Origin of the sequence: Verrucomicrobium sp. BvORR106, assembly GCF_000739655.1 — a bacterium.
Lineage (GTDB): Bacteria > Verrucomicrobiota > Verrucomicrobiia > Verrucomicrobiales > Verrucomicrobiaceae > Verrucomicrobium.
The window spans coordinates 46,648-68,531 of record NZ_BATR01000081.1 but is presented as its reverse complement, the minus strand read 5'-3'; the positions used below and the strand labels follow the sequence as shown (position 1 = coordinate 68,531).

32 protein-coding genes are annotated in these 21,884 nt (G+C 58.5%); 4 read left to right on the top strand and 28 right to left on the bottom strand.

From position 1 onward, the window contains the following. Nucleotides 1-13 precede the first annotated feature (13 nt). The 7 genes from BV106_RS12310 to BV106_RS12280 all read right to left on the bottom strand — a co-directional run bounded on the left by BV106_RS12310 (nucleotide 14) and on the right by BV106_RS12280 (nucleotide 6,094). Nucleotides 14-625 (bottom strand): hypothetical protein, encoded by a 612-nt coding sequence (locus BV106_RS12310; protein ID WP_038164932.1) that lies wholly within the window; start codon nucleotides 623-625, stop codon nucleotides 14-16. Nucleotides 626-658: 33 nt separating this feature from the next. Continuing rightward, complete coding sequence (locus BV106_RS12305) at nucleotides 659-1,309, bottom strand: hypothetical protein (protein WP_038164929.1); 651 nt, start codon at nucleotides 1,307-1,309, stop codon at nucleotides 659-661. Nucleotides 1,310-1,372: 63 nt separating this feature from the next. After that, nucleotides 1,373-2,884 carry a DUF4043 family protein gene (locus tag BV106_RS12300; protein ID WP_038164927.1) on the bottom strand — a complete coding sequence of 504 codons (1,512 nt, stop codon included), beginning with the start codon at nucleotides 2,882-2,884 and terminating at the stop codon, nucleotides 1,373-1,375. A gap of 48 nt (nucleotides 2,885-2,932) precedes the next feature. After that, nucleotides 2,933-4,099 carry a hypothetical protein gene (locus BV106_RS12295; RefSeq protein WP_038164925.1) on the bottom strand — a complete coding sequence of 389 codons (1,167 nt, stop codon included), beginning with the start codon at nucleotides 4,097-4,099 and terminating at the stop codon, nucleotides 2,933-2,935. A 94-nt stretch (nucleotides 4,100-4,193) separates the two neighbouring features. Then, nucleotides 4,194-4,622, bottom strand: a complete 429-nt coding sequence (locus BV106_RS12290; RefSeq protein WP_038164921.1) for a hypothetical protein — start codon at nucleotides 4,620-4,622, stop codon at nucleotides 4,194-4,196. Between the two features lie 46 nt (nucleotides 4,623-4,668). Beyond that, nucleotides 4,669-5,250 carry a hypothetical protein gene (locus BV106_RS12285; RefSeq protein ID WP_038164918.1) on the bottom strand — a complete coding sequence of 194 codons (582 nt, stop codon included), beginning with the start codon at nucleotides 5,248-5,250 and terminating at the stop codon, nucleotides 4,669-4,671. 4 nt (nucleotides 5,251-5,254) lie between these two features. Further along, nucleotides 5,255-6,094 carry a hypothetical protein gene (locus BV106_RS12280; protein WP_051945693.1) on the bottom strand — a complete coding sequence of 280 codons (840 nt, stop codon included), beginning with the start codon at nucleotides 6,092-6,094 and terminating at the stop codon, nucleotides 5,255-5,257. 288 nt (nucleotides 6,095-6,382) lie between these two features. On the opposite strand from BV106_RS12280, the gene BV106_RS38415 reads away from it, so the two are divergent. The 3 genes from BV106_RS38415 (at nucleotide 6,383) to BV106_RS12265 (ending at nucleotide 7,462) form a co-directional block, all read left to right on the top strand. Then, a complete protein-coding gene (locus BV106_RS38415) occupies nucleotides 6,383-6,529 on the top strand; it encodes a hypothetical protein (RefSeq protein WP_265595612.1) in 147 nt (48 codons plus the stop codon). Between the two features lie 52 nt (nucleotides 6,530-6,581). Further along, the gene (locus tag BV106_RS12270) at nucleotides 6,582-6,905 is read left to right on the top strand and encodes a PadR family transcriptional regulator (protein ID WP_038164912.1); all 324 of its coding nucleotides are present in this window, start codon (nucleotides 6,582-6,584) and stop codon (nucleotides 6,903-6,905) included. A gap of 119 nt (nucleotides 6,906-7,024) precedes the next feature. Further along, nucleotides 7,025-7,462 carry a hypothetical protein gene (locus BV106_RS12265; RefSeq protein ID WP_265595611.1) on the top strand — a complete coding sequence of 146 codons (438 nt, stop codon included), beginning with the start codon at nucleotides 7,025-7,027 and terminating at the stop codon, nucleotides 7,460-7,462. Between the two features lie 144 nt (nucleotides 7,463-7,606). On the opposite strand, the gene BV106_RS12260 is transcribed toward BV106_RS12265, so the two are convergent. The 21 genes from BV106_RS12260 to BV106_RS12170 form a co-directional block, all read right to left on the bottom strand. Beyond that, nucleotides 7,607-8,344: an ATP-binding protein gene (locus BV106_RS12260; RefSeq protein WP_265595610.1), complete on the bottom strand. Its 738-nt coding sequence runs from the start codon at nucleotides 8,342-8,344 to the stop codon at nucleotides 7,607-7,609. Further along, nucleotides 8,307-8,585, bottom strand: a complete 279-nt coding sequence (locus BV106_RS38410) for a hypothetical protein (protein WP_038164902.1) — start codon at nucleotides 8,583-8,585, stop codon at nucleotides 8,307-8,309. Before BV106_RS38410 ends, BV106_RS12260 begins: the two co-directional genes overlap by 38 nt. A 696-nt stretch (nucleotides 8,586-9,281) precedes the next feature. Beyond that, complete coding sequence (locus tag BV106_RS12250; protein WP_038164899.1) at nucleotides 9,282-9,596, bottom strand: hypothetical protein; 315 nt, start codon at nucleotides 9,594-9,596, stop codon at nucleotides 9,282-9,284. After that, a complete protein-coding gene (locus BV106_RS12245) occupies nucleotides 9,593-9,880 on the bottom strand; it encodes a hypothetical protein (protein ID WP_038164896.1) in 288 nt (95 codons plus the stop codon). The genes BV106_RS12250 and BV106_RS12245 overlap by 4 nt, the downstream gene beginning before the upstream one ends. A 3-nt stretch (nucleotides 9,881-9,883) precedes the next feature. Further along, complete coding sequence (locus BV106_RS12240) at nucleotides 9,884-10,957, bottom strand: phosphoadenosine phosphosulfate reductase family protein (RefSeq protein WP_265595609.1); 1,074 nt, start codon at nucleotides 10,955-10,957, stop codon at nucleotides 9,884-9,886. Nucleotides 10,958-11,046: 89 nt separating this feature from the next. Beyond that, nucleotides 11,047-11,508 (bottom strand): RusA family crossover junction endodeoxyribonuclease, encoded by a 462-nt coding sequence (locus BV106_RS12230; RefSeq protein WP_051945692.1) that lies wholly within the window; start codon nucleotides 11,506-11,508, stop codon nucleotides 11,047-11,049. 2 nt (nucleotides 11,509-11,510) lie between these two features. Continuing rightward, the gene (locus BV106_RS38405; protein WP_038164893.1) at nucleotides 11,511-11,783 is read right to left on the bottom strand and encodes a hypothetical protein; all 273 of its coding nucleotides are present in this window, start codon (nucleotides 11,781-11,783) and stop codon (nucleotides 11,511-11,513) included. After that, on the bottom strand, nucleotides 11,780-12,097 hold the full coding sequence (locus BV106_RS12220; protein ID WP_038164890.1) for a hypothetical protein: 318 nt from the start codon (nucleotides 12,095-12,097) through the stop codon (nucleotides 11,780-11,782). Before BV106_RS12220 ends, BV106_RS38405 begins: the two co-directional genes overlap by 4 nt. A gap of 17 nt (nucleotides 12,098-12,114) precedes the next feature. Beyond that, a complete protein-coding gene (locus BV106_RS38400; protein WP_265595608.1) occupies nucleotides 12,115-13,272 on the bottom strand; it encodes a DNA methyltransferase in 1,158 nt (385 codons plus the stop codon). Further along, complete coding sequence (locus BV106_RS38395) at nucleotides 13,269-14,669, bottom strand: SNF2-related protein (protein ID WP_265595607.1); 1,401 nt, start codon at nucleotides 14,667-14,669, stop codon at nucleotides 13,269-13,271. Before BV106_RS38395 ends, BV106_RS38400 begins: the two co-directional genes overlap by 4 nt. 3 nt (nucleotides 14,670-14,672) lie before the next feature. Continuing rightward, the gene (locus tag BV106_RS12210) at nucleotides 14,673-16,427 is read right to left on the bottom strand and encodes a helicase-related protein (protein ID WP_265595606.1); all 1,755 of its coding nucleotides are present in this window, start codon (nucleotides 16,425-16,427) and stop codon (nucleotides 14,673-14,675) included. A gap of 77 nt (nucleotides 16,428-16,504) precedes the next feature. Next, nucleotides 16,505-17,005, bottom strand: coding sequence for a hypothetical protein (locus tag BV106_RS12205; protein WP_038164884.1), 501 nt, complete (start codon nucleotides 17,003-17,005; stop codon nucleotides 16,505-16,507). 30 nt (nucleotides 17,006-17,035) lie between these two features. Then, entirely contained in the window at nucleotides 17,036-18,061 is a 1,026-nt protein-coding gene (locus BV106_RS12200) for a PD-(D/E)XK nuclease-like domain-containing protein (protein ID WP_265595605.1), read from the bottom strand. Nucleotides 18,062-18,072: 11 nt separating this feature from the next. Further along, the gene (locus tag BV106_RS12195; RefSeq protein ID WP_038164879.1) at nucleotides 18,073-18,327 is read right to left on the bottom strand and encodes a hypothetical protein; all 255 of its coding nucleotides are present in this window, start codon (nucleotides 18,325-18,327) and stop codon (nucleotides 18,073-18,075) included. A gap of 35 nt (nucleotides 18,328-18,362) precedes the next feature. Continuing rightward, nucleotides 18,363-19,157 carry an ERF family protein gene (locus BV106_RS35475; protein WP_051945690.1) on the bottom strand — a complete coding sequence of 265 codons (795 nt, stop codon included), beginning with the start codon at nucleotides 19,155-19,157 and terminating at the stop codon, nucleotides 18,363-18,365. Nucleotides 19,158-19,297: 140 nt separating this feature from the next. Then, a complete protein-coding gene (locus tag BV106_RS12185; RefSeq protein ID WP_038164876.1) occupies nucleotides 19,298-19,861 on the bottom strand; it encodes a hypothetical protein in 564 nt (187 codons plus the stop codon). 2 nt (nucleotides 19,862-19,863) lie between these two features. After that, on the bottom strand, nucleotides 19,864-20,010 hold the full coding sequence (locus tag BV106_RS38390) for a hypothetical protein (RefSeq protein ID WP_265595604.1): 147 nt from the start codon (nucleotides 20,008-20,010) through the stop codon (nucleotides 19,864-19,866). A 32-nt stretch (nucleotides 20,011-20,042) separates the two neighbouring features. Beyond that, complete coding sequence (locus BV106_RS38385) at nucleotides 20,043-20,210, bottom strand: hypothetical protein (protein ID WP_265595603.1); 168 nt, start codon at nucleotides 20,208-20,210, stop codon at nucleotides 20,043-20,045. 46 nt (nucleotides 20,211-20,256) lie between these two features. Beyond that, the gene (locus BV106_RS12180) at nucleotides 20,257-20,520 is read right to left on the bottom strand and encodes a hypothetical protein (protein WP_038164873.1); all 264 of its coding nucleotides are present in this window, start codon (nucleotides 20,518-20,520) and stop codon (nucleotides 20,257-20,259) included. A 59-nt stretch (nucleotides 20,521-20,579) separates the two neighbouring features. Then, entirely contained in the window at nucleotides 20,580-20,876 is a 297-nt protein-coding gene (locus BV106_RS12175) for a hypothetical protein (RefSeq protein ID WP_265595602.1), read from the bottom strand. A gap of 29 nt (nucleotides 20,877-20,905) precedes the next feature. Further along, nucleotides 20,906-21,127, bottom strand: coding sequence for a hypothetical protein (locus BV106_RS12170; RefSeq protein ID WP_038164867.1), 222 nt, complete (start codon nucleotides 21,125-21,127; stop codon nucleotides 20,906-20,908). 326 nt (nucleotides 21,128-21,453) lie between these two features. Here BV106_RS12170 and BV106_RS12165 point away from each other — a divergent pair, with 326 nt between their 5' ends. Beyond that, a complete protein-coding gene (locus BV106_RS12165) occupies nucleotides 21,454-21,834 on the top strand; it encodes a helix-turn-helix transcriptional regulator (protein WP_038164865.1) in 381 nt (126 codons plus the stop codon). The last annotated feature ends 50 nt before the right edge of the window (nucleotides 21,835-21,884 follow it).

The window sequence follows — 21,884 nt, the reverse complement described above, 5'->3', positions numbered from 1 at the left end:
GACCACAGGGGAGTTACATTGCGGCCGTCCGGCTCACTTCATTGAAGTTGGTGCCGTCGTAGATGAACTGCACGACGAAGACCTTTGCATCCGAGGTACCGGTGGCGAGGGTGGCCGTGGCCTTGAAGTTGGTGCCAAACGTCAAGGTGTAGCTGGAGGTGCCCGAGGTGAGGATCCGGATGAAATAACTTCGACCCGGCACGGCACCCGTCTTCACCGCGTTGATGGTCTCATTCTGGGCCGGCGTCAGCAGGTAACACGAGACACTCGATGCCGGTGCAAAGGAAACCGTGGTAGCGGCCGTAAGCGTGGCCGTGGACTGAAGGCCCACAGTGCCAGTACCGTCCGGAACAGTCCAACTGCGGCGCGCGGTCGGGTTGGTGATGATAAGGGAGGTGCTGTAGGCATCCTTCTTGGAACCTTCGAACTCGAGCTTGCCGTCCTTGGCTTTCACCACCAGATCGCCGGAAGCGTCCAGCAAGCCACGTGCAATGGAGGAGATGGGCGGCTCAACACCTCCCCTCTCTTTCACCTCTTTGGCGGCAGCATCGACTTGAGGGGCGGTCTGCGCAGAGATGACGGAGACGAAGGAAGCGAGAGCGAGAATGTGAATCAGTGATTTCATGATGGGCGATTTGATGGATGTGGAATTGAGTGACTACTGAGCGGGTTGGGGTGCTGGAGCTGGAGGTTCGGTGAAGTCCACCCAGCCACCGCTTTTGATGACAAGTCCGGAACCTTCGGTCTCGACGAGCGCTCGAAGCACCTCCGGATCGATGTCGAGCTCATCCGCCAGGCGTTTCAGCCTCGCAGGACGGGACTCTTCGAACACGGCACGCACCTTTGCGATGTCAGGCACCACAGTGGACTTGCCATCGCCTGAAGGAACCTCAGGAACTTTGGTGTCATTGGAAACAACAAGGTCTCCATTGCCCTCCGGCGCTGGCGCACCAGGCGCTTGTGGAGCGGGTTGGGGTGCTGGAGCTGGAGGTTCGGTTTGCTCCGGGGCAGCGACTGGCACCTCCACATCGACGATGATCGAATGCATGAGGCGCTGGTCGAGGGCTTCACGAGCAAGGGCGAGCTTGTCCATCTGCCACAGCGAAAGCGGGACGCTCAGTACATGGCAGGACAAGGCGCGGCTGTACTCGAACCGGAACACCCGGTTCGTTCTACCGCCCATCCGGAAGGCAGAGAGGTTGCCTACCGCCAACATGCGCATCGTGACGATGGGTTCGCCGGGCTTTGCATGCGGCTGGAGAGCTTTCGTGCTGATTTCCAGGGGAAGTTGAGCGAAACGGGTGATCATAGTTCAGAAGATTGGGAAGAAGGCCGCGCCCTCTTTCGAAGGCGCGGCCAAGGTGGTGGAGGTTTACAGGGCGGGCACTTCGAGACCCGGATGCTGGATGCCGACTTCCATCAAGCCGTAGCCGAAGGTCTTGCCGTCGGTACGCTTGGTGGGTGCCTGACCGAAGATCGACTCGAAGCCGCGGCCATGAACGAATTCATAGTCACGGGACTGGCTGATCATGGTGTCGGTCTGGCCGTATCCGCGGAGGGCAGCACCCTTGCCGAAGAAGAAGCCATAGCCGATCGGCATACCGTTGGCGTTCGCGGGGATGATGTAAGCACCCACCTGGAAGCTGTCGGTGTAGTTGAAGTCAGCACTGGTGTTGGCGCTGCCACCAACGCCGCCAGGCGCTGCAACGTTGTCCCATGTGTCACCCGTCGCATCGATGTTGCCAAGGGTGGCGCTGCCGATGGTCGAGGTACCAGCACCATCAGGCGACAAGATCCCCGTGATGACGATCTGATTGCCGTTGTTGCCGGTGCCAGTGTACCGCACGAAGCCAACGCTGGCGTCAGGGTTCACCAACCAAGCGTAGTACACGCCAGCGTCCGGATTGGCCGATTGGCCCTCGTACCACTGGTAGTCGTAGCCAGGGAACCACTCGAAGTAGCGGTGCCGGGTGTTGGAACCGTTGACGATCAGCTTGCAGGCAGCTTGGGCGCTGTCCACGCTGAAGGCGGTGCCCAAGATTGCCAGGGGCGCGGTCGGATCGCTGATGTGGTCGTCCACATCAGGGATCGTCAGCACATGCTCGAAGAGAGCGATGTTCATCCAATCCACCAGACGGCCGGTGAACAGCGGGTTTTGATCCCCACGCTCAATCGAGTTGCCCAGAGCATTCTGGTAGCTCGTGGAGTTGCGAATCTCCGTCATGGCCACGTCCGGCATGTAGGCGATGTGGCGGTGCACCGGGGAGCCCACCTTGTTCTTGGAGACGTTGATGGGGCGGGCACCGAGACGCTGCACCTGAGGCTTGGCGGTGATCAGGAACGACGGCGACATGGTGTCGGCCGCGGTCAAAGAGTCACGCGTCTTGCGGCCGTTGGGACGCACGATGTTGCCAAGTGCCAGTCGGATGAGTGCCATCTTCATGTCGTACATGCGATGGCGGCCCAGCTTGACCTTCAGCTTGTTGATGCAGTGCTCGTCAAGGTCAGCACCCGCCGCGAGGAACCTGCGTTCCTTTTTGGTGATCTCATGGGCATCGCGGAAATAGTCGATGATGAGCTCGTAGTTGCTGTACTTGGCCGTGCTGGTCTTGCCGGTCAGTTCTTCCTCACCGCGAACGCCCGGACCTGCGAGGTCGGACTGCACGGTAAAGACCATCTTGTCCCCACCGATCTTGGTGAGGTCGCGTTTGACGTAGAAGACAGACTCCGAATCCTCGGGGCCCTCGAAAAGCTTGAAGTCGTCGTAGGCGGCAGCACCGCTCTCCAACTTCTTCGCATACAGTTTTCCCTTGGCATCGGTTGCCGTTGCCAGCACGTCCGAGAGAGTCTCGACGCTGGCATTGGCGTTATAGGTTCCAGGCATGATTTTTCGAAATTGAGGTCATGCCGCGGCACGAACGGGCCGAAGTGATTACCGACGCAAGAGACCGGCGCGCTCTCGGGCTTTAATCCCGGCAAGCACTTGGTCCACTTGCTCCTCAGACAAGCCGTCCATTGCCGTGAGGGCCTCATCAACGCTCATGGCAGGAGTGCCAGGAGGAGTCGGAGAGGACAACTCACCTCGAACCTTGGGCTCCTGTGCAGGAGGCTTGGGGAACGGGGGTGCAGTGGGAGCGGGAGCTACTGCCTTGAATCTGGCGGCCACACGTTCGGAGAGCTTGAGCGGCCAGTCTGACCCTTCCAAGATTGGGTCCTGTCGATGCTCCGCCAGGTCCCGAGCGTCTTGCAATGCCTGGAGGAATTCGGGGTTGGCGAATTGCTCAGGGTACTGTTTGACGGCTTCAGTGACGTTGCGGGCCTCTTGTTGGGACCAACTGAAATGTTGGGACTGTTCGGCCTTGAACTCCGCCTCGGCGTCTCTGAGCTCGAGCTTGGCATCCAACAGGTCGCGGTTCGCTTTGAGGAGCCCTACGCTATCGAAAGCGGTGATGGCTGCCTCTTGCTTGGCCTCGATGTCGGCGATGCGTTGCTGGATCTCTTTGACTTTCGGCGATGGTTCCGGGCTTGGCTCTGCCTTCGGTTCAGCTGGCGCAGCTTCAGCAGGCTTGGGAGCCTGGGAAGCACGGGCTTCTTCGAAGGTGTTGAACTTGCCCTCCTTGACCGCCTGGATGGCGTCGGCAACGGCCTTGCGTTCCTTTGGGGGCAGGGCCCGCAGAGAAATGCGCGTGGGTCCGTCTTCGTCGCTCTCAAGGTCAGGCTTGGGAGGTGTGGGCGCTGCTTGTGGGGCAGACGCTGGCGTCTGAGGTTTCGGTGCTGGCTCCGGCAGGTTGAGAACCTTGGCCACGGCTTGAAGGTCGCCGGAAGCTAGCGCTTCGATCTCCGCGCTCGACATACGGGCCACGACCTCATCCGGAATGCTGGCGATGATCTCGTCCAGGCTGGCGTTCTCGGGGAGCTTGATCGCAGGGCGACTGTCTGCAGGAGGGTTGTCAGACTTCGGTTCTGCCGGCGCAGCAGCTGGCGTGGCATCCGAAGGCGTGATCGCGGCATCGGGGGCTGGCGTGGCGGCTGTGACTTCAGGCGAAGGTGACGAAGACGGCAGCGGTTCTGCACCTGCTGCTGAGGGAGTTGATTCCATGCATGGGTTGTACCCTTACTGCATGGGATTGGTAGCGAGTCAGGCCCGACTTGGAGCCAAGTCGGCATCAGTGCGCAGACAATTCGTCAGACGCTCAGTAGCCAAGGAGAGCGATCATGTCCTCTACGTGCTTCTTGGCGTCTTCGCGCGAGGGGTAGGAATAACTGTGCCTGGGACGATCCTCTCCCTTGAAGATCGTTCGCATACTCCCAATGAGAAGGCCTGAAGTTTCATCCCACCGCCTACGCTTCCCCCACATAAACGTTCGACTCACTTCGTAGCTTCCCGCCAGCAGTTCGATATGAAGACCACTCAGGATCTCGGAGACTGGCCTATCCGTGGTCTCCAACTCGCGACCAACGATCAACAGGAGTTTTACCATGTTCGACCGAGCGGAGGCACTTCTGTCTGCGTTCATTTGTCGCCAGCTGACGATTGCCCCAACCACAACGCCGATCATGCCGCTCATCAGCCCATCGAGGGTAACTAGAGCCTCAGCAGAGGCCAAGAATATATTGCTCATGGCGCAACATTGCCCATGCATCAGACACGAAAAGCCTCTTTGCTCCCTATTTTGCGGTTTCAGCTTCAATGAGGTGCCCACCATGCCCTGGGAGCTTCTTCAGCAAGTCTCTCGCCCGCTTTGTGGCCCCAATGCGAGCGTTTGTGTTCACCGGCGGCTTCCCGGTGCCCTCGAGGTCGGTGTCAAGCTCGATGGCCCGGAGCTTGTCCACCATCTTCACGCGGATCTGCCTGGTAGTGGTGGTATTCCCATCCTTGTCCGTGCGCTCGTGCTCCGTGATCGTCAGCTCCTGCATGCACCAGGGTGGCAGCTGCCTCACCTTGGAGATGTCCAGGGCGCCCTTGTCATCCATCAGGGTCACCACATTCACCCTGGCAATGTCTGCCAGCATTCGCCGCTTCTCGTCCAGGCTCAGGTAAGCCTCTGTCTGCATCTGCTGCGCCATCTCCTCCCTTATCTCTTTTACCCGGGCAGAAACCTTTGGGTTTGATAGGAGTTCCGACGCGCTGCCATTGGATGCCGCCACCGAGCAGCGAGGGAAGAGCTCCCTGTAGACGGCAGCTGCCAACGCCCCGGCGGCTACCCGCAGGGCGAAGGTCTCATGGCGGATGTTGGCGAGGGCGGGCATTGCACTATTCGGTTCTCACAGTGTCAAATTTTGCCTGCGCACGGTGGAGAATGCCGAGAATATCATTCAGCTGTTCTGAATTCCCGTACACCTCAAAAGTACCGTCTGTACTGTGATTATAAATGATGTTCGGATATCCAAGCATTACCTGCGACACAAGTGAAGCAGAGGAAGGATCGACCCTCAATTTCACGTACCTAGAATTCAGTGCCCTTGAACCAGGTGGCCCAGAGCTTCTTTCTGCCTTCTGCATCAACTGTTCGATGCGGTCTAACCGGCGCAGTAACAATCCTTCGGCGTCTGAAACCTTGCCCGTCGATTTGATGACAGTCTCATCCACAACACGGTAGACTGGGTTGTCCACTTCGACACCATCAGCGATGGCAGCATCAATCATCCGTTCGAGCTGGGGTCTTAGCTCTATTATCCCCTTCATGTCGTTCCGGTAAAAGATGGTTCTCTCTACCGCGATATCAAACGGCAGCTTGGTCACGTCCTCAGCCAAGCAAATCACCGGTTTTCGTGTGCAATGGCGCACGGCGAGTTCGTACATAACATTGGGATTCAGTCCCGTGAGGTTCGCGATGACCAACTCATCGAAAAGGAGGTGCTGCACCACAGACCTCGTGATCGAGCCTGGATCGTCGATCTTGTGAGGGGGAATAGGTATGAAGCCCTTTTCACGTAGAACTGGCTCAAGCACCGAATCAATCAGACCATCTGCAGCACGGCGGATGTCGCTTGAGTCCATACCTAAGGGCGTCACGATAAAACACTTCTTCGCACCGCCCTTCTCGCCTTCAGAAGTTGGAGAGTCCGCTTTTTCCGCTTTCGGTTTGGTCATGCACCAAATGGTGGTTGCCGTCGCTTGATTGTCAAGGCCAAGCCGAGCGCCACACCTTAGCGCTTCAGATGTGTAGCTAGTTCTACCAAAAGTTGAACGAAATGGCCGCCGCCCCCAGCCCCTTGTAGCTTCCTCCTGCGGAATAGGTCGAGGCCGCGGTGTATGCTACTTTTCCCTTTTTATTTCTGGGGGGCGCGGCCCACTCTACGGGCCATGTTTGTCAGGGCAAATCCACCAACCCCGCGCAAATCGCGGCCTCCCATCGCCCCACTCTCCACGGACGACCTGATGCGAATAGTCGTCACCCTCTCCGTTCTGGGGTGCTGCTTGGGCGTGATTCTCTTTGGCAGCTACGACGATGGTACGCAGAAATGGGCGTTTGGGTCCATTGGAGCCATTCTCGGGTACTGGCTGCGTCCTGTGAAAAAGGGGTGAACCAGGAAAGTATACACTTGTGCATTCCATGCAGTCTTGTATACTTATTGGCATGAAGATGCCATCTCCAACAGAGTGGGCGCTCATTGAGCTGCTCACGGCCCGAGAAATAAGCGGGCGAGACTTGGCCAGACTCTACGAGAAAGAGACTGGCAAGTCGATGTCCTACGGAACCCTTTACACAACAATGCGTCGACTGAAGGATGCCGGGTGGGTTGACGTACGTGAAGACGAAGACGGGGATGGGCGCGTCCGACTGTTCAAGATTTCCGGCAAAGGCGCTCAGGCTAGGATTAAGTTGGTCGAGTTCCGCAAAGCCCTTGGGGCGGAATCGCATGCGATTCCATTCGGGTTTTTAGAAGGGAGGCTGGCATGAATGGTGTTCCGAAACTGTGTGAGCTCTGCGTGATTCGCTCCAGACAAGAAATTCGTCTTAACAAGCTACGCCTCCTCACGGAGAAGTATCGAATGAGGCAAAGACTCCTACTATGGTTGATGAGCGGTTGTCTTGCCTCGCTGATGATTCTGGGTGCGGGGGCTGTAATTTTCAGGCCGGAGAAATGGGTGGAAACTGCGAGCTGGATCGCCTTGATGACGGTTTTAGGTGCTTTAGGGCAAACCTTGCTTGTCCGATTCACGCTCCGAAGTTTAGAGATAGATAGTGCTAGGCAGATCCGAAAATTGGATGTTCTCGGGAAGTTCAGATTCCTGTTACCCAGAGCCTGTAGAGAGGACGTTGATCTGCTTCAGTCCGACTTGAAGAAAGACGAGAGGGAGATGATTGCTCGCGGACTGACTCCATCATTCATCAATATTGTTAAGGCCTGGCATATCTGCCGATTTATTGTCCCTTATCTCTTTGACGGTGCGCTCTCATTGCTCAGGGCCCTGAGTCCGTTGAAAGTTTTGCTCAAGATCTTCGGCAAAGGTTAGCTCCTAGCTCGGCCCATCGATGCGCTTCACACCTTATGTGAGCCTTCCGGAGATTCCGAATGGCTCGAACTGTCAGGGATCGTTAGACCTCTAGTCACTCTGGTATCCAGCTGAACTCAGCCAGGCGCCTCACGATAGCGGCTATTACCGGGGTAGATTTGGGATCACACAGAACTCGGCGAGTCTGCGGACAATGGCTGGCCCGCGGTCTGGACCGAACCTTTGAATAAGCCACTCGCCACCAGAGTTGGCACTCCAAAGAATTGGCCTGCCGCAACCAGTGCGCCTCTCAATCAGGTCTTCAATCGCCTCATCTCTGGATGGGGTTGCGCGAGCCTTGCCTAGATCATCCATCAAGAGCACATCGCAGAATCTAGCCAGCCTGATGACATCGGCCGCCCTGGCTCTCTCCTGCTTGTCATCTGAGTAACTGGCCTCCACCGCATCAGCAAATGTTGTGTGCCGTACTGCAAAGCAGGAGTGGCCAGCCAGATGCGCCTGTTTCAACGCCAAGTGTAAGCAACGCGTCTTTCCGATACCAGTCTTGCCCACAAGCCCGAGACCTTTTCCACGGCGCTCAAATTTCCACTGGAGGCAAAGTCGCGCCGCGATCGGGTTGATAGATGAATGAGAAGGATCAGTTTCATTGTAGATATCTGCAATGATGATCTTTTCCCAGGACAGCAAGAGATCTTTATGTTTCCGCTCTCGATCCGCTTCTTCAGCTTTTTCACTTTCCAGGGCTGTGCATTCAAAGCAGGAGACCAAGGGGAACATTTCCCTACCATTGAAAAGCACCGGTTCGTACTCAAACAGGCGCTCGCAGAATTTGCAGGTGATGGTTTTAGAAACCGAATTCGGATTTTTCAGTGCTGCTTCCATGATTTTGCCCGTTGTGTTTTGGTTCAAAAATGCCTTGGTAGCCCTTCTTGATTGAGTGGTAGATGGCCGCGATCGCCCGGTCTTCTCCCATTTCGCGAAGCTCACGCCACTGGAGCTTCTTTGCCCGTTCAGTGATCTTTTTGCGACGTTCTTTCCGGTCCTCGACCCACGCATTCCAGGCTTCCGCGAATTCAGGTGAGTGGAAGGGAAGAGTCTCTTCGGTGCCGAGATCAAGCACCAAGTCGCTTTGGGTTCCTTTTGGATTCTTATTTGGGTTCTCTTTGGGTTTGTGTCCGGCAGGCGGACTAGGGGGGTCCGTGTGGCGGACTACCCCTAGTCCGTGTGGCGGACTGGAGGGGTCCGCGTGGCGGACTAGTACGGGAGGCGGACTAGTCCGTGTAGCGGACTCCTGTAGTCCGTGTGGCGGACTATCTGCCTTAGTAGAGGGACCATCGAGATTCAGGCAATACGTAGTCGAGGTGCGCCCCTTTGATCGAACAATGAGACCACGCTCTTCCAGCCAAGCCAGCCACTCGCATACGGAAGAACGAGCCAGAGATGTCTCCTCAGTGAGGGTAGAGATAGATGGCCAGCACTCTCCCGCATCATTGGCCGCATCAGCCAATCGAGCGAGGACGAGCTTTGCCATGGGCTTGATGTCAAGCTTCCAGGCCTTGGATAGAAGCGCGTTGCTCATGCCTGGCAGTGAAAACAAAACCCCTCTGCGGGATGCTCCGAAGTCACATCCGCAGCCGAGGAAAGAGACTCGGCATTGGCAACGAAGCACCCCGCAGAGGGGTCTGATGTAGATTGATTGAACTCTTCCATGTGATTGCTGTTGTGAAGCAGCACCAGCGACTTGCGCCGGTGCAGTTGTGATAGGACAAGATCCAGGAGGTTTCTAGGGTCCCAGTTCAGAGTTGGCTCCAAGTCGGCTTCAAGATGCGATCTTTCGCTTGCTCAGTGCGTCCAACGCCGCGCGCTTCATCTCGTTTGGAAGATGCAGGATCGTGATCAGGACATGGCCACTGAAGACAAAGACGTGTTCACTGTGAATGCGAAGATTGTCCGCAGTACCATGCTCGAGGTAGAGACGTGTAAGATAGCGATTGAGCTTCCCACCTGTCTCTCCATGGCGAAGACCAGTTGCAAACACCTTCTCCACTTCGCGTTCAGTCGCCGCCCTATCCAGCCCAAGCCGCTTTTTGGCGCGGTCATAGGCATGTTCCGTGATGGCAAGCGGGGCGATCATGGGGCAATCCCTCCACTGTTTCCCTGTCCCTTCGAAGGTACAGATTGACCTCCTCGCTCCTCCGTTGCGACGTCAAAGCCTCGGGCAACAGCCTGCATCAGCGCCTCCTTCGCCTCCGATGCGTTGGCAGCGGGATTGAGGATGGCCGCCATCTCGCCCAGGGCGAGGGCCATCCCAGCCAAAATCTCGCGGCCCTTGAACTTTTGCTTGTCATGGAGATCCTGCGCCCGGCCCAAGAAGGCGCGTTTGCAGCGTAGTACGGTGTCAGCTTGGATGATGTCCATAGGTCAGATGAGGTTGGGTTGTTTGCTTCCGTCAGGGAACACGTTGTCAAAAGGCAGGGAGGCGAGAGGTTCGGTGCCGTCCCATCCCCGCGGCCAGGTCTGCAGGGCGATGAGTTCCCGGATTCGAGCTTCTTCTTCGGCGTTGATGAGGTCGACACGAGCTCGCGCCTGAATATCCAGGACACGATCCAGAGCCCAGAGACGCGCTTCGAAGGTCAACGGACCCATGCGGCAGGGATTGGACACCAGAGAGCCATCGCGGCGCGTCTCGGTGCCGTCTTTGCGCAGCCGGTTGTGCGGCTTTTTCAGCTCGGCATAGAGTGGGCGAAGCTCAAGGAGTGGTGCAAGGTATCGCCATTGAGGCCTTGCGATGATGTTCTCCAGAGCGACATCCCGGCTTGCCAGATTGCAAGCAATGCAGCCGGTGCGGGCATGGGTCTCCAGGTCTTCATCTTGCCCATACACGGACGCGATCAGTTTCGTGGAGAAACCATGATCGTAACCCTCGGGCACCAATCCCGTCAGCCAGTCCCACACCTGGCAAAGTCTCCAGTGCAGGATGGGCGCCAACGTATCAGCCACCGCCTCGGGCGTAGACTCTTGGAACCATCCCTGACCGCATTCCGAATTGTTCTTTCCGCACGAAACTGCGATACGCGCATCACGCGCTGCGCTCTCGCCAATCCTCACCCCAGTGAGCATGAGGAACTTCTGCCCATAATGATCACGGAGGGCCTTGAGAGCGCCCACCATCGGCTCAATCTTCAGCTGAGGAGTACACCAGCGGAAGGTGTTGCTGGGCGGAGGAACCCCGCGACCGAACATGTAGACGAAGAAGCGGTCGTCCAATGTGGGCTGCACCAACTGGGCCTTATGACCGCGATCTCTCACCTCTTGCAGAATCTTTTGAGCGGTCGCGAATAGCGGCGGCATCTCCAATCGAGTGTCCGACATGAGCACTGTCAGACTCTCTGGAGCCTTCACCCGGCCTGTCTCGATCAGCCAGATTACGACAGAGAGCACCGTGGAAGAGTCTTTGCCTCCACTGAAGCCAATGGCCCAATGCTTATAGGCCATGCCATAGGCATTCAAGCTTGCGGCAGTTGTGACAATGGAATCCTCAAGCGACGTGCGCTGGCTCTCAAAGAGCGTTGATTGCCGAGCGATCACAGCTCCAAACCTCCGTTGTTGCTGAGCTCCTCGATCTCCACCAAGCACCCCGCAGAGCAGGTGTCCGCGTAGCGTTTTTTTTGCCCGCCATCGACCACCTGAGCGTCATCCCGCCAAACAATCCCTGTCAGGGCGTCTTCGGTGGACCGCGCCAGCTTGAGAGCATCGGGCTTGGTGATGGGGAAAGTTGGCGCTGACGGGCGAAGTCCACGCTTCCCGTGATGCCCCTTGGGCCGCGGCATGAAGAACGTGAACGTCACCTTCAAGGCACCGGTAAGCACCTCGCCTTTGAAGTGCTCGTGTGCTGCCCAGCCGACTGCAGTCCGCCAGTCTTTGTTCCGCTGCCCGGCATCATCGATGAGGATGGCACGCTTCGTTTTCTTGCCGAAACCGACGAATCGTTTGGATCCGCCCGGTGCCGGAACACCCGGAATGAAGAATGAGAGTTGTTGATTCATGGTCAGACTGCTTTGGCTTCGATGAGTTGTACCCAGTGCGCTTGCACTGCGTCGGTGAGGGTTTCGCAGAGGGCTTTGGCCTCGCGGTATTGTCGGTAGAACTCGCTGGGGTCGTCGGTCGGCTGACCGTTCATCGCGGCCACAGGCCCGAGAGCGAGATCCGCTTTCCATTCGCCGGGCCCAGCAAGATACTGGTGAGCAGCATCGAGGGTTGAACCGCTCAGATGCGGGAGGTCACGCAGAGCCTCGATGGTTCGGGTTTCAGGAAAGGTCATTCGGATGAGGTGTCTTGTTGTTGTTTCTCCCAGTTCCCGGCCAGAATGTCCTGGATGAGGTGGCCGAAAGTCTTGTAGTGCTTGCTGCGTTGGGAGAGCACCGCATAGGCCCAGCCCGAAACCACCGCGGCGGTTTGTCCGCCTGGGAACTCCTTGTGCTTCACTACTGGGCGCAATTTCTTGGGCTTGCGCTTCCACTCCCCCGAAGTGAAGGCATCAAAGAACCGCTTGGCGCTCGGCTTCTCCTGATACGTGTACCCGTTGTTGACGACAAACGCCCGGAACGCTGCCCCCAATGCTTTGGGATAGCTCATGCAAACTTCGTTGCTCTTCACGCTGCTTGCCCCCTCTCCAGTTCGGTGAGGTCGAAGAGCGTCGGAGCGCATTGCTCAGCTTCTGCCATCTGGCAGTAGGCCACGGCGCAGCGCCAATAGTCCGCATTGAGTTCGATGCCAACACCGCAGCGCCCAAGCTGCAAGGCCTGGTAGACGGTCGAGCCGATCCCTCCGAAGGGATCGAGCACCGTCTCACCGAGGTTGGTGTAGCGACGGATCAGTCGTTTGATGATGTCCAACTGAAGGGGGCAGACGTGCTGCTCTTGGTTCCTGCGAGACTGCTCGGTGTTGAGCGTCCGCATCCTTGCGATGTCCGTCCAGATGTCCTGGTGGCGGCTGACGGCCGGGAAGAGCATGAACGACGAAGGCAGCTTCCCACGTGATTCCAGCGCCTTGGCGAGTTCCACATGCTCGGCGTGGTTGTATCCCCCGCTCTCGCAATAGCGCACCCAGAGTCGCTTGATGTCCTCCAAGGGCATGTGCTGTAGCAGTTCCGGATCCGGCAAGCGGTTGCCGTCAGAACGCCACAGCCCCGCCGCATCGATCTGCCAGTCAGCTCGCGTGTACTCCGCCTTGTCTTTGGTCACTGGGACATCCGCATAGGCGTTGCTCAAGTCGCTGGGCAGCTTTCGGAAGACGAGTACGTATTCAGGCATGCCCGCGCCCATCTTGGAACTGTCTTTGGCGTTCTCCGACCAGCCGAGGCGGTAGGTCTGGTTGTTCTCACGAACCACATCCGTGTCGATCGTGATCCGGGCCAAGAGCACGAAGCCTGCCTTGCGGAATGCTGTCGTGGTGTGGTCGCTGAACGGGTTAACCGTCGGCACTGCCAACCCGGTGACGTTTCCAAACATGATACGGTCCTTCACGTGGACAGCAGCGATGCGGCCGGGGCGAAGTACTCGGTGCAGTTCCGGAGTGAGAAAGCCCATCTGCTCGAAGAACATCGCATCCCCCGGGCAGTGACCGAAGTCGTTGAAGGTCGGGCTATACTCGTATTGGTTGCCGAACGGGATGGAAGTCAGTGCCATGTCGACGCTGTTTTCCTCCATCGTCTGCATCTCCAGGACGCAGTCGTTGTTGATGCATCGGAACCGCTGGCCGCGGACCTCCGCTCGCGCCTCCCCGGTGATGAGTTGTCGTGTGAATGTCATATTGCTGAAAGGGAGTTCTCACGAAGGATCTCGGTCATGCGAACCATCAGCTCGTCATGGCACCGCCACTTGGCCTGCAGCTCAGCGACGATGGCGTCCTCACTGGCCAGGTGAATGATGTGAATGTTCACCACCCGCGTTTGCTGGAAGCGGTAGATGCGGTGAATCGCTTGGATGAAGTCGTTGAACTTGTACCCCACCCCAATGAAGATCGCGTCCGCACAGTGACGCTGGAAGTTGCAACCCGAACCAGCGATCACCGGCTTGGTGGCGAGGATGGGGAACTCGCCGCGGGCGAATCCCATGATGCGATCCTCGCGCAGGTCGAGCTCTTGGGAACCGTACACGGTTACGGCATCGGGCACCTGCTTCTCGATCTCGCGGCGCTCATCTTCGAGATCGTGCCAGATGATCCAGTGCCGAACATCGTCGACGTCGACGATGGTATTTTGCTGCATCAGCTCTTTGGCCCTAGCGACCCGCGCCACGATAGATTCGCGCTTGGCTTGCGCAGATTCCCGCAGGCCCTGAGCATCGTCGCGTAGCAACTGGCGCTGTCCCCAGGAATCGACCTGCTGCCAGGCCTCCCGGTGGTTCACATCCACCCGGTGCCAATGCACCTTCATTTCCGGCAGTGCATATCCTTCATCAGGCCAGCCGAGATCAGAGGGGCGCTGTACGAAGCAGGCCCAAGAATGCATCCAGTGCCAGAACACCCGCTCCATGTGAGGGTAGAGCGTGAGGTTGTTTGCCTGCGAGCTGTCCCGCTGGAAGAAGCGCGTCAGGGCTTCCCCCGTGTCCATCACGCCAAGAAAACCGGCATAGTGGATCAGTTCCTTGTAGCGGTTCGGGCTGGGGGTGGCCGTGAAAACGAACCGGTACCGGACCGACTTGAACAGCGAAAGGAAGGTCTGATAAGTCTTGCTGCCAAACGAACGCAACACGCTCGACTCATCCAATCCGGCGCCATCGAACTGGGTGACGTCGATCTTCCCGTCACGAACGCTCTCGTAGTTGGTGATGAAGATCTGCCCCTGAGGATGCTCAGCCACTTCCGCGTTGGTTCGCACGAAGCGAATCACTGCACCCATGGCTGGCCCGTCATTCAGCGTGAACTCCTGTCGCACGCCGAGCGGGCAGATAATCAGGAACCGACCCTGCGTGTGCTGCACCACCCATTTGGCGATCTGGATGTGCACCCGCGTCTTTCCAAGACCGAAGGAAGCAAACACCGCCCTACGACCGCCACGGCATGCCCAGGTGGCCATGTCCACCTGATGCCCCATTAGCGACTCGTGCGGCGGTGATGGGGGTTCGAAGCCTACTTCCTCCGCCCGGGGCATCTTGGAACGCAGGAATGCGAGATAGGCCTCGCGACGTTGTTCGACGCTGCTCATGCCCTAGAACTTTGCCTCCGGGTTGAGGTCCCCATCATTGAGGGACGCGATGTTTCCCATCTTGGCGCGCACGGCATCGCAGATCTGTTCTTCAATGGTTCCGGCCGCGAAGAAGATCATCTGACGGGAACGGCTCTTGCCACCAGCCCGGTGCACACGGCCCAGCGCTTGGGTCAAAGAGGTGACCTTGTTGGTGGGCAGGATGATCGCGGTTCGAGGATGCTCTCCGAGTTCATCATGCAATGACACCCCCACCCCTCCGGCATCGATGTTGGCGATGATCACGCGAGATCGCGAGTCTTGAAACTCTTCAATGGCCCGCTGGCGGAGGTGCCCGGGCTGCCCACCGAAGATGGCGCATCCGGACTTGAGGGCCTTCATCAGGGCCTCCCGCACATCGGTGAAGTTCACGAAGATGGCGACGCTTCGCCCCTCTTCGATCTCCTGCTTCACCATGTCCACGATGGCGGGCACCTTGAGGCGCTCCGAATCATGCCAGGCCTTCAGATAGGCGCTGGCCTTCAGCATGCGCACCTCGTGCTCTGGCTTGCCTTGGGACTCGAGGGTTTGAATCGTGCGCTGCGCTTCTTTGTAGGCGGCGCTGATCTTCGCGGTCTCGCCCGTATCGAAGGCCTCCGCCATGATCTGGGTTTCAGGGAACCGATCGCCCAGGTCAGCAATCTTGGTGCGGGCCCCGCGACGGGGAAACACCATGCGATTGATGTTCGCCAGGATCGCACGACCGCGACGGCCGCCGATGAAATAGGTCGCGCCCCCGGCTACCTCGCAGCCATTCTCTTTTAGGAACCGCGTCCAATCGCTCTTCTCGCCATTGCCACCCAGGTGCAGCCCCACCACGCGGCCAGTGGCGCGCATGTGTGTGGGATCGCTGGCGAGGGTCCCACTGATGCACACGAGCGGAAACCGCTGACGAATCGCTGCAATGGCCAGGGCTTGGTTGCGCGTCCCCGAGTTCTTGATCGTATGCGCTTCATCGAACAGGAGGCACGTGTCTTTGGGTTCGAGGTTCCAGCGAAACCGCTTGCCACTCTTCCCGGTGGACGACGACACGAACGGTTCGATGCTGACGTAGTCCCGCTTCCCCGTCCGCAGGCTCTCGTAGTTGCGGATGAACCGCGGGCATTGGCCAAAGTGCCGGAAAGCCTTCTGCCAAGCAGGAATCACCGAGAGAGGGCAAATGATACCAACCTCAAGCCCGGTGGCCAAGGCGGCCGCCAGTGCCTGATAGGTCTTGCCCGTCCCAAGGTCGGAGCAGTCCCAGGCACCTGGGTATCCCCACTCCTTCTCACCACTCATCAGCGCGCGGAACAGCTGGCGGGCGGGCTGGACTTGGTAGTCGAACAGCTTCTCTTCGTAGCCGTAGGGCAGCGCCTCCAGCTGCATCTCTTCTGGCTCGGCTTCATCAAGCGCCAGTTCGTCCGGGCAAATGAGCGCGTTGAGCATGCGCTGGCCGACTTGCGTGAGAGTGTAGTCCTCTTCGGCTTTGATCAGCCACTGCTGAAGGAACCAGGCTCCATTGTGCTGACGGATAGAGAACCCGCGTGCTACAAATTCGGACTTGTGCTGCTTCCACATGGCCTTCATGGCCCAGTCTGCAGGAATCGGCACCCGCAGTTCGCGGAACCACATCACTCCTTCACGCGTCCACTTTTCGCGCAGTGGAGTGACAGTCATTCCATCCGGCAGCGCCATGGGCGGGGCCGGGTCGGGAACAGGTGTAAGGCAGGATGCAGGCATAGCTCGGTCTTTGATAGGGGCGGCTGGCCGTCGCTCTCCGGCCTGTCACGCCTGTCTTGTCGGCGTCCACATATGGGCTACTCGCCCTCGTCGATTGCACCGTCGTCGTTGTCGCCGGTCTTCTTGTCGGTGAGCGCCAGTTCCTTGTTTTCGAAGTCGGTCTCGCTCATCGACTTGGTCTCAACCACCTCGCCAGTGTCGGAGCGGACCAGCGCCTTCATCTCCGGGTGGTAGATGAGGTTGCCGTCGGCATCCTTGCCAGAGCACTCGAAGTGCCAATGACATTTCACGCCGCGTTCATCCCAACCATCTTGGATGAGCTGGGACAAACGGCCTTGCCGAGCCTGCTTCTCTTCGATCTCAGCTTTGTACCGGCTCGCAGAGGACTTCTTCTCCTCCTCGATTCTCTGGATGTCATTCACGGAACGGGCAAGTTCCTGGGTATTTTCCTCCAACTCCTTGGGAGAGAGTTTCACTTTGAGCACGCGACTCTCGGTGACTTCACGGTAGGCTGTGGGCACCAGCGTTGGCGCGATGGTCAACGTGAGTACGTTTGTAGGTTCTGGTTTCTTGGGCATGTCCGTTTGCTTGTTGTTTGGGGTGAAGTGTCAAAAGATCTCGTACTCGGGGGTCTCGTCCTCGTAGGCGGGCCAAGTCTGGCGCAGTAGCCGTGGGTGCATTTCCACACCGAGCGAACGCAGCTGCTCGGTTTCACGGGCAGAGTTGAGGAACATCTGCAGGCGGCCGAGCTTGAAGCCCCCATTTGGAGGCACTGGATCAAGTCCCAGCCGCTGCCGAGCTTTGCAATAGCTGCTCTCGGCGTAGAGCGGATCCGTTGGCTTCGGAGTCGTGAGGCGGAACACTCGGCACATGAACGGCTCGGATTTGGTGACCACAATCCACAGCCAGGCGCGCCATTCTCCCGTGAGGCGATAGTGCGTGTCCAGGTACCAGGCTGCTTGGTCGAAGTATCCCCACTTCAGGCATTCCTTGAACCACTGCGAGAGCGGCGCTGCGGAGGTCTTCACGTCGAGCATCACACGATGGACGGCCGGATAGAGGTCCACGCGGATCTTCCGCCACACACCATGCTGACCATCCCACACCACCCCGGTCGCCTCCCGTGCGACGGGCGACTTGGGCGCGTTGCCGTGGTCGGGATCAATGCCGGACAGCCACGCCATGGCGCGATCATTGGCTCGCACCGCATCCATGCACTTGTTGGCCTGGATGACCAACTCGTCTGTCACTACCAGCTTGCCGGGATTGGCGAAACGGACCTCTTCTGCGGCCTTGGTGTCGAGTCCCTTGGTAGGGCTCACCACCATATGATCCCGCCATGCCGCGAACCTCCACTGTTCCAACACCGCCCAGTGCAGCAGCGTGCCTTCAGTGAGGGCCGCGGTGGACTTTGGCGAAGCCATCATGTTGTGAAGCATTTCGCAGGGTGTGCGCTCCTTCAGCACTGACGCATTCACCCCAGGCCACGAGCGATAGGCGGGCTCTGGACAGTCAAGGATGTACCCGCCGAACTCCGCGGACCGCTTGCCAGGCAGAGGCGTGTTCACGTCGAAGTACTCCGTGAAGCTCGGGCAGGTCGGCTGCTTGGGGGCCGGTGCAGCCTCAGTTGGCACGGCGACGGAGATCACAGCGCTTCTCCTTTCGCATTGGCGATGGCAGCAACGGCTTGTTCACGAAGTCCAAAAGGAAGCCTGATGGCAACCTTGTTGATCTCCTCCAGAGCCTCCAGCAACTTAGGCGCTGCCGCGATGAGGCGGGCATTGGCCTCAGCCTGCTCATTTGAGCCAACTGGCGCGTGGATCACCAGAGACCGGTCTCCGCGATCGGGGGCAACATCGGCAATCACATACTCACCACCATCAATCCCATGAACAGCCAAGGTGCAAGTCCACGGCCCTGGTGTGTGTTTCGCGCTCATCCCTCAGCCCCTCCCTTCGGTTCAAGCTTGGGCAGCGCGGAAACAACCTTGCAGGCAGCGAACAGCTCCTCGGCTGTCATCTCGCCGTACATCTGTTTCCCCTGCCACTTGGCGGTAATCAGGGCCTCGCGCACTCCGAGGTTACGCAACCTCGCCTGGTAGTCCAGCACGTGAGCACAAGCGGCCACGAGCACCAAATTGCCGTAGCCATTGGCCTTGTTGTTTTTGATGTGCTCCCACAGTTCCGCGGGAGTCAGCTGGCCCAGTTCACGCCAGGCATCATCGCCGGGAGCCTCGCGCTTCTGCCATTCGCTGGCCTCGTAGATCTCCTGCCAAGTCTTGTTCGTTGGCGGTTCCGGTTCCCGCTCTTTGGGGAATGCGCGCTGCGCGTCTTCATCATCACCGGTGGCCACTCCCAGCACGGCCAGGAGGCCGTATCGGCGGGCATAGGTTAGCACCAGGCCAAAGCACTGTGCAGCGTTCAGCCCCTTGTGGTCACCGACGGGCATTTCCATGATGCCGGAGATGAACTGCCCGCTCTCGTGCAGCAGCATGTTCGTCACAGAAAGGCGGGGCAGACCGCGCTCCACCTCACGGACCGCACCGGGGAATTGCGAGAAGGCAAGACCGTGGGCAGCGAGCTGCGGCCGGATGCACTCCCACACGGCGAGGATGTCGGCGTAGTCCGCCTTGAGGTGCGTGTTTGTACTGCCCTTCACGGCCACCAAGCCGGCGGCCTGGGCCTTTGCCAATGCGGCGGCGAGTTGGTCGAGTTGTGGGGAATGTTCCATGATCTTTGGGAAAGGGGTGATGCGGGCCGATCTCTACTCGGCAGGGGCTTTCGTTTTCAGCCAATTACCTACTCACCCGGCTTGGTGGCTACTTGTCGTCCGCGTGTCCGCACGCGCCGCCGCATCGTTGGTAAGTGTGATCATTTAGCAGCCCGAACAGGCTCCGCATTCGCGGCCATCATGCACTGCCGCACATGCCAGAAGTCATGATCCTCGGCGCACGTGGCGTCTTCGCAGTGCTCACGCTTCTCCGCGATCGCGGCCGCGTACTTCTGCAGCAGCCCGCGGATGCCCTTGCACTCCTCCGCGTCGAAGTCCGGATGGCGGCGCTCCTTGCGGCAGCGCACCACCTTGCCGATGAAATAACCCATCGCCTCCACCTCTTCCTCGCTCAGGATAGAGGCATCTGTTTCCTCTTTGTGGCGTTCATCGGCCCACAGAAGCCGCTGGAACGGCAGGGAAATCTGCTGCTCTGCCAGCTGCAAGGCCGCATCCAGGTGCGCCCACTTGGCCATCTCACTGTGGCGCGTCGCCGCACGGAGGCAGAGTTCTGCTTCAAGCAGTCGCTGGGTTTCGGTTTCCAGACGGGCGTTCGGGGTGAGGCAGGCGGGCAGCTCTGGGATGTAGGGCGGATTCGCCAAGGTGATCTGCGTCGCCTTGATTGGCGGCTGCGATTCGTGGGTGTCGAGGATCTGGATACACATAGTCAGAAGAGGCAGAGGATTGCGATGATGATCAGGGAGACGAAGTAGGCAGCCACGGCGAGCGGAACACAGCCTGCATGCTCGTCGCCACGGTGAAGAGCGCGGTCAGCGTCGCGGAGGGGGATGCGTCGATTGAGGTTCGCGGACATAGCTCGGTCTTTGAGGGTTGATTTTCAGGGCTCTACCTGGCGCTGTACCAGGACTTGAAACGGGCGTTGTGCTCCTGCGTGGCGGTGAGTTCTTTGCGAAGCGTCCCGAGGGATTCTTTGGCGCGAGAAGCATTGCTCTTCCGTGCGTGATCCCGGGCAAATTGGGTCAATCGGATGAGCGTGGGTTTGTCGAGAGTCACGGCAGGAATGCGGTCTAGATTGGTTCCTCGAACTTTCAAGTTTCAACTATTCCCCGGTTCCACGGAGGGGGGCTTCCAACGGCAGCCCAAGTTCCATGCGCAGCTCGCACACCTGCGATTCCGCCCATTCCAATGCATGGCGCAAAGCTGGATCGCGATCTGTGAAGCACCAACTAGCCAAAGCCGTCAACTTGTCCTCCTGCATCAGAGAGGTCGCAGTGACAAATTCCCCGTCCTGCTTAACCACCATGCAAGGCTTCACGCGCCCGAGGTGCGAGATGAATACGGTCTGGCTTGGGTTAAAGGTCATCGGTGGAAGCGTTGAAGATTGCGTGTGCAGCCTCCCAAGCGGAGGCGATAAGATCTTGGTCAGGCGGCATGAACTGAGTTTGCTGAGGAGGCGGGCGGTAGCGCCCAGATCTCCACGAGGCGCACCATGTTGCGGGCGGTACCGACATTGACGAAGCGAGCTTCACGCTCTGGAGCCTTGGTCTGCAGGTCTTCCAGCATCGCGACAGCCTCTCGGCCTCGATCCCAGCGACGAACATCAAATGAGCGTGTGATGGACACCATACCCAACTGCTCGGCCTTCGCCCGGTCCAGAGCTTCCCGAAGAGGACCTGCCAGGAGGGCTTGATGTTGCCGACGTTGTGTGCGCATCGTCATGGACATGAGAGTGAACGAGGTTGCTTTTACTAGGTGGATTGAAATGGCGACGTCATTGGGCCCGCCTTGGGATGGTGGAGGGCGATCCAGCGGTTGGCGTTGGTCAGAGTGACACGATGGGCTTTGAGTCCGGGGCGCTTCGGGGCGACCTTTAGCCAGCCCTTCTGCGCATGCAGACGAACTTGAGTCATTCCACGACCGACATGTTTTGCGATCTGCTCAAGCGAGAAATAGATTTCAGCGTCTGTCATCGGCGCCCTCCTTTTGGAATGCGCGTACCGCTTGCTTTGCCGGCCTTTCCGCCGTTCCTCGTTGGAGGGGCCGTGGGCTTAAGATCGCGGCCAATGCGCTTTTCAAGATTGAGGGCTGCTTCACTTACCCGCAGGTCGTTGCTACCCCTGAGTCTGGCGATAAGCCCACTGACGCTGAACGCCACATATTCCTCGGCGTCGCTTTGTGATGAAATTGTCGCTGGAAGTGCCATGACTATATTCTGGTTACGTGTGAATTGTAGTCACGCCTAAAAAATGACGCAACCCTTTTTTGCTATTTTTTAAGTTGGTGTATATTTTGCACCATGAAGCACTTCGCCGTTGAGCTCCGCCGCCTTGCTGATTCCATGACCCTAAATGCACTGGCTGATGCCAGCGGTGTCGCTCGAACCTCTCTCAGCAACTACACCTCAATGAGAGCCCGGCCCTCACCAAAGCATCTCAAGGCGATTTGTGATGCTCTCCCCGAGCCAGATCGAGCTCGCCTAGCCGCTGCTCACCTGATGGATGAGCGGCCAGACAGCGCGAAACACCTGGTCGAAATCGGAATCAAGATTGGGAAATCAACCCCTAAAGACCTTGGTAGCGATGCGACCGCCCTGCTTTCGGAGATCGAGCGCATGATGTTGGCTGATCCGAGCTTTTCCCAATGGTTGGCCGTCACCATAGGGATGATGAGGTCCTGAAATACTTTCACGCTGTTCACTCGAACAGTTTGCCATTTTCGGAAGAGTGG

What these genes read in the sequence shown, in the direction of transcription:
- BV106_RS12305 (WP_038164929.1), bottom strand. Translation starts at nt 1,309, where the DNA reads ATGATCACCCGTTTCGCTCAACTTCCCCTGGAAATCAGCACGAAAGCT.
- BV106_RS12270 (WP_038164912.1), top strand. Translation starts at nt 6,582, where the DNA reads ATGAAGATGCCATCTCCAACAGAGTGGGCGCTCATTGAGCTGCTCACG.
- BV106_RS12175 (WP_265595602.1), bottom strand. Translation starts at nt 20,876, where the DNA reads ATGACGATGCGCACACAACGTCGGCAACATCAAGCCCTCCTGGCAGGT.
- BV106_RS12220 (WP_038164890.1), bottom strand. Translation starts at nt 12,097, where the DNA reads ATGAGCTATCCCAAAGCATTGGGGGCAGCGTTCCGGGCGTTTGTCGTC.
- BV106_RS38390 (WP_265595604.1), bottom strand. Translation starts at nt 20,010, where the DNA reads ATGTCCGCGAACCTCAATCGACGCATCCCCCTCCGCGACGCTGACCGC.
- BV106_RS12295 (WP_038164925.1), bottom strand. Translation starts at nt 4,099, where the DNA reads ATGGAATCAACTCCCTCAGCAGCAGGTGCAGAACCGCTGCCGTCTTCG.
- BV106_RS12250 (WP_038164899.1), bottom strand. Translation starts at nt 9,596, where the DNA reads ATGATCGCCCCGCTTGCCATCACGGAACATGCCTATGACCGCGCCAAA.
- BV106_RS12180 (WP_038164873.1), bottom strand. Translation starts at nt 20,520, where the DNA reads ATGACCTTTAACCCAAGCCAGACCGTATTCATCTCGCACCTCGGGCGC.
- BV106_RS12205 (WP_038164884.1), bottom strand. Translation starts at nt 17,005, where the DNA reads ATGCCCAAGAAACCAGAACCTACAAACGTACTCACGTTGACCATCGCG.
- BV106_RS12165 (WP_038164865.1), top strand. Translation starts at nt 21,454, where the DNA reads ATGAAGCACTTCGCCGTTGAGCTCCGCCGCCTTGCTGATTCCATGACC.
- BV106_RS12260 (WP_265595610.1), bottom strand. Translation starts at nt 8,344, where the DNA reads ATGGAAGCAGCACTGAAAAATCCGAATTCGGTTTCTAAAACCATCACC.
- BV106_RS38415 (WP_265595612.1), top strand. Translation starts at nt 6,383, where the DNA reads ATGCGAATAGTCGTCACCCTCTCCGTTCTGGGGTGCTGCTTGGGCGTG.
- BV106_RS12290 (WP_038164921.1), bottom strand. Translation starts at nt 4,622, where the DNA reads ATGAGCAATATATTCTTGGCCTCTGCTGAGGCTCTAGTTACCCTCGAT.
- BV106_RS12310 (WP_038164932.1), bottom strand. Translation starts at nt 625, where the DNA reads ATGAAATCACTGATTCACATTCTCGCTCTCGCTTCCTTCGTCTCCGTC.
- BV106_RS12300 (WP_038164927.1), bottom strand. Translation starts at nt 2,884, where the DNA reads ATGCCTGGAACCTATAACGCCAATGCCAGCGTCGAGACTCTCTCGGAC.
- BV106_RS12170 (WP_038164867.1), bottom strand. Translation starts at nt 21,127, where the DNA reads ATGACAGACGCTGAAATCTATTTCTCGCTTGAGCAGATCGCAAAACAT.
- BV106_RS12240 (WP_265595609.1), bottom strand. Translation starts at nt 10,957, where the DNA reads ATGGCCTATAAGCATTGGGCCATTGGCTTCAGTGGAGGCAAAGACTCT.
- BV106_RS38405 (WP_038164893.1), bottom strand. Translation starts at nt 11,783, where the DNA reads ATGACCTTTCCTGAAACCCGAACCATCGAGGCTCTGCGTGACCTCCCG.
- BV106_RS12185 (WP_038164876.1), bottom strand. Translation starts at nt 19,861, where the DNA reads ATGTGTATCCAGATCCTCGACACCCACGAATCGCAGCCGCCAATCAAG.
- BV106_RS38400 (WP_265595608.1), bottom strand. Translation starts at nt 13,272, where the DNA reads ATGACATTCACACGACAACTCATCACCGGGGAGGCGCGAGCGGAGGTC.
- BV106_RS12280 (WP_051945693.1), bottom strand. Translation starts at nt 6,094, where the DNA reads ATGACCAAACCGAAAGCGGAAAAAGCGGACTCTCCAACTTCTGAAGGC.
- BV106_RS12265 (WP_265595611.1), top strand. Translation starts at nt 7,025, where the DNA reads ATGAGCGGTTGTCTTGCCTCGCTGATGATTCTGGGTGCGGGGGCTGTA.
- BV106_RS12285 (WP_038164918.1), bottom strand. Translation starts at nt 5,250, where the DNA reads ATGCCCGCCCTCGCCAACATCCGCCATGAGACCTTCGCCCTGCGGGTA.
- BV106_RS12210 (WP_265595606.1), bottom strand. Translation starts at nt 16,427, where the DNA reads ATGCCTGCATCCTGCCTTACACCTGTTCCCGACCCGGCCCCGCCCATG.
- BV106_RS12230 (WP_051945692.1), bottom strand. Translation starts at nt 11,508, where the DNA reads ATGAATCAACAACTCTCATTCTTCATTCCGGGTGTTCCGGCACCGGGC.
- BV106_RS35475 (WP_051945690.1), bottom strand. Translation starts at nt 19,157, where the DNA reads ATGGAACATTCCCCACAACTCGACCAACTCGCCGCCGCATTGGCAAAG.
- BV106_RS12245 (WP_038164896.1), bottom strand. Translation starts at nt 9,880, where the DNA reads ATGGACATCATCCAAGCTGACACCGTACTACGCTGCAAACGCGCCTTC.
- BV106_RS38395 (WP_265595607.1), bottom strand. Translation starts at nt 14,669, where the DNA reads ATGAGCAGCGTCGAACAACGTCGCGAGGCCTATCTCGCATTCCTGCGT.